Here is a 2963-nt window from a genome sequence, read left to right as displayed (position 1 = left end):
GGCGGGGCCGGTTTCGCCGGGCGGGTTCGCCGGGCCGGTTCGCCGAGCCGGGTTCGCCGGGCCTGTTCGCTCAGAGGCCGAGCAGGCCCGGGTCGGCGGCCAGGGCGCGCAGCGGCTCGCGCGGGTCGGCGACCAGCCTGCGCTCCGTCAGGTCGAGGATGCCGCCGACGCCGGTGATCTCGGCGGCCAGCACGCCGTCCTCGCGGACCAGCCGCTGCACCAGCTGGAAGGTCTTGCCCTCCCGCCAGGTGAACGAGCAGCCCACCTCCACCGAGTCTCCCGCGCGCAGCTCCCGCAGGTACTTGACCGTGGTCTCCAGGACGACCGGGCCGACCCCCTCGGCGACCAGGTCCGCCTGGCGGATCCCGGCCGCCCGGAGGTACTCCCAGCGGGCGTGCTCGGCGTACTGGAGGTAGACCGCCTGGTTGAGGTGACCCTGGGAGTCGGTCTCGTACCCGCGGACGGTGATGCGTGTGGTGAAGTCCTGATCACTCATGCCCGCACGCTACTCCGGGCCGCGGGCGTGCCACCTCGTGTCCTGCGTCACGCCGTCACGCCGCCGGGTCCGGCCTCTCCGGGATCATCCGGTCAGGACGTCCAGCACCGGCGTGAGGGCGTCCGGGCGCCGGTCGACGGGCAGGTGCTCGACGGGGTGGAAGCCGCAGCCGAGCGCGGTCGCACCGCCGTCGCAGGTACGGTCGTCGCCGACCATCAGGACGTCGGCCGGAGCGAGCCCGAGCCGCTCGCAGGCGATCTCGAAGATCACCGGATCGGGCTTCTGCGCGCCGACCTCGTACGACAGCACGTAGACGTCGACCAGTTCCGCCAGGCCGTACGCGCGGAAGACCGGCCGCAGGTCCCAGCCGATGTTGCTCACCACCGCGACCGGCACGCCCCGGCGGCGCAGCTCGCGCAGCACGGCGGCGGTGTCCGGGTACGGCCGCCAGTTCGCGGGCGCCCAGTGGGACTCGTAGAGGGCGTCCACGTCGAGGGCGGCGGGCGGCTCGGCGTCGCGGGTCAGCGCGGTGTACGCGGCCCGGTGCAGCTCCGGGGTCAAGTCCCGGGTGTCCCACGCCGGCTGGACCTCCGGCCGGATCCGCCGCGGCGGCACCCCGCCGGGCAGGGCACCGAACTCCTCCAGCCGGGCCACCAGTTCGGCCTCCTCCCGGGCCGGCAGGACGAGGCCGGTGGCGGCGGTGTGGGCCGCCAGCCACTCGGCGGTGGGGACGACGCCGAAGAGGGTGCCGGAGAAATCGAACATCACGCCTTTGGTCATGGACCCCGAGCTTAGGGCGTGCCTTGTGGATCTTGTCGGATCAGGGCAGGGTGAGAATGCGCGGACCGTCCTCGGTGATGGCGACGGTGTGCTCGACGTGGGCGGCGCGGCTGCCGTCGACGGTGCGCAGGGTCCAGCCGTCCGGATCGGTGCGGTGGTCGTCGCGCCCGCCGGCCAGCAGCATCGGCTCGATCGCCAGCACCAGGCCGGGGCGCAGCGGGTAACCCCGCCCCGGGCGGCCCTCGTTGGCCACGTGCGGGTCCTCGTGCATCCGGCGGCCGATGCCGTGCCCGCCGTAGCCGTCCAGCAGGCCGTAGCGGCCGGCGCGGGCGACGGTGCCGATGGCATGGGCGATGTCCCCGGTCCGGTTGCCGACCACGGCGGCGGCGATGCCCGCTTCCAGGGCGCGCCGGGTGGTCTCGATCAGGGCGGTGTCCTCGGGGCGGGCGGTGCCGACGGTGAAGCTGACCGCCGAGTCCCCGGCCCAGCCGTCCAGGAGGGCGCCGCAGTCGATGCTCACCAGGTCGCCGTCGCGCAGCCGGTAGCCGTTCGGGATGCCGTGCACCACGGCGTCGTTCACCGAGGCGCAGATGACGGCCGGGAACGGGACGGGCGCGAAGGACGGGCGGTAGCCGAGGAACGGCGAGCCGGCCCCGGCGGCCTTGAGCACGCCCCGCGCCACCTCGTCCAGCTCCAGCAGGCTCACGCCGACCGCCGCCTGCTCCCGGACGGCCGCCAGCGCCTGCGCGACCACCCGTCCGGCCTCGCGCATCGCGGCCAGCCCGGCGTCCGACTTGAGTTCGACCATGGTGCTTCTCTCCTCTGGATCCAATTCTTATACCGGTATTTGTATCACGGTTGCGGGGCGTGGACGCCGGGCGGCGAGGGGGCCGTAGACTCGTCGGCATGGTGAGGACTCCGCTGACCCCGTGGGAGCGCGAGCGCGGCGAGCGCTTCGGGGCGCTGCTGCGCGAGGCGCGCGGCGAGCGCAGCATGGTCGAGGTGGCCGCGGCGGCCGGCGTCTCGGCCGAGACGCTGCGGAAGATCGAGACCGGCCGGGCGCCGACACCGTCCTTCTTCACCATCGCGGCGCTGGCCTTCGCGCTCGACCTGTCCATGGACGACCTGGCCGCCGCGTGCGCGCCCCCGGAGAGCGGCGAGGCGCTCTCCGCCTAGCGCACCCCTCCGCGGCGCCCGTACGCGGACCGTTAACATCCGGTGACGCGGCCTCCCGGATATTGTCACAATCAAAACTTGACGCGTTTATGCCACCGGACTAGCGTCGTCGTTCGTCGGCCTTCTCGGTTTTCACCGCCGAATCGATTTCCGAAGCCCTCCTCAAATCCCGTGATGATGTCGCTCGCGGGAATTTCGGTGTCCGTCGAAACGCGACGCGACACCGTCCGCCGAACGATCTTCATCGGTTTCCCCAGGAGCTGAAGACATGGTCGCCCCGCGCCCGATTCGCACGCCCAAGGAACTGCTCGCCCAGCAACTCGTCCCCGAGGAAGAATTCGCGACGATCACCGACGTCGCCAAGAAGTACGCCCTCAGCATCACTCCCGCCATGCGCGGGCGGATCGTCGAGCTCGACGATCCGGTCGCCCGTCAGTTCGTGCCCACCGGCCAGGAATTGATCTCCCTGCCGGAGGAGCGGGAGGACCCGATCGGCGACGACCCCTTCACC

4 protein-coding genes and 1 pseudogene are annotated in these 2963 nt (G+C 72.4%); 2 read left to right on the top strand and 3 right to left on the bottom strand.

Translation table 11 applies throughout. The annotated features are described in order from the left end of the window. Positions 1–70: 70 nt before the first annotated feature. From ACIQOV_RS35265 to map, 3 genes are all read right to left on the bottom strand, one after another. A complete protein-coding gene (locus tag ACIQOV_RS35265) occupies positions 71–496 on the bottom strand; it encodes a thioesterase family protein (RefSeq protein WP_359912486.1) in 426 nt (141 codons plus the stop codon). Positions 497–580: 84 nt separating this feature from the next. Then, positions 581–1276, bottom strand: coding sequence for an HAD family hydrolase (locus ACIQOV_RS35260; RefSeq protein WP_401054920.1), 696 nt, complete (start codon positions 1274–1276; stop codon positions 581–583). A gap of 40 nt (positions 1277–1316) precedes the next feature. After that, positions 1317–2084, bottom strand: a complete 768-nt coding sequence (map, locus tag ACIQOV_RS35255; RefSeq protein ID WP_401054919.1) for a type I methionyl aminopeptidase — start codon at positions 2082–2084, stop codon at positions 1317–1319. A 98-nt stretch (positions 2085–2182) separates the two neighbouring features. Here map and ACIQOV_RS35250 point away from each other — a divergent pair, with 98 nt between their 5' ends. Then, positions 2183–2452, top strand: coding sequence for a helix-turn-helix domain-containing protein (locus tag ACIQOV_RS35250; RefSeq protein ID WP_387695482.1), 270 nt, complete (start codon positions 2183–2185; stop codon positions 2450–2452). A gap of 268 nt (positions 2453–2720) precedes the next feature. Next, positions 2721–2963, top strand: a pseudogene (locus ACIQOV_RS35245) (hypothetical protein); the annotation flags it as partial.

Origin of the sequence: Kitasatospora sp. NPDC091257, assembly GCF_044757675.1 — a bacterium.
Classification (GTDB): domain Bacteria; phylum Actinomycetota; class Actinomycetes; order Streptomycetales; family Streptomycetaceae; genus Kitasatospora; species Kitasatospora lactacystinica.
This window is presented reverse-complemented; position numbering and strand designations above follow the sequence as displayed.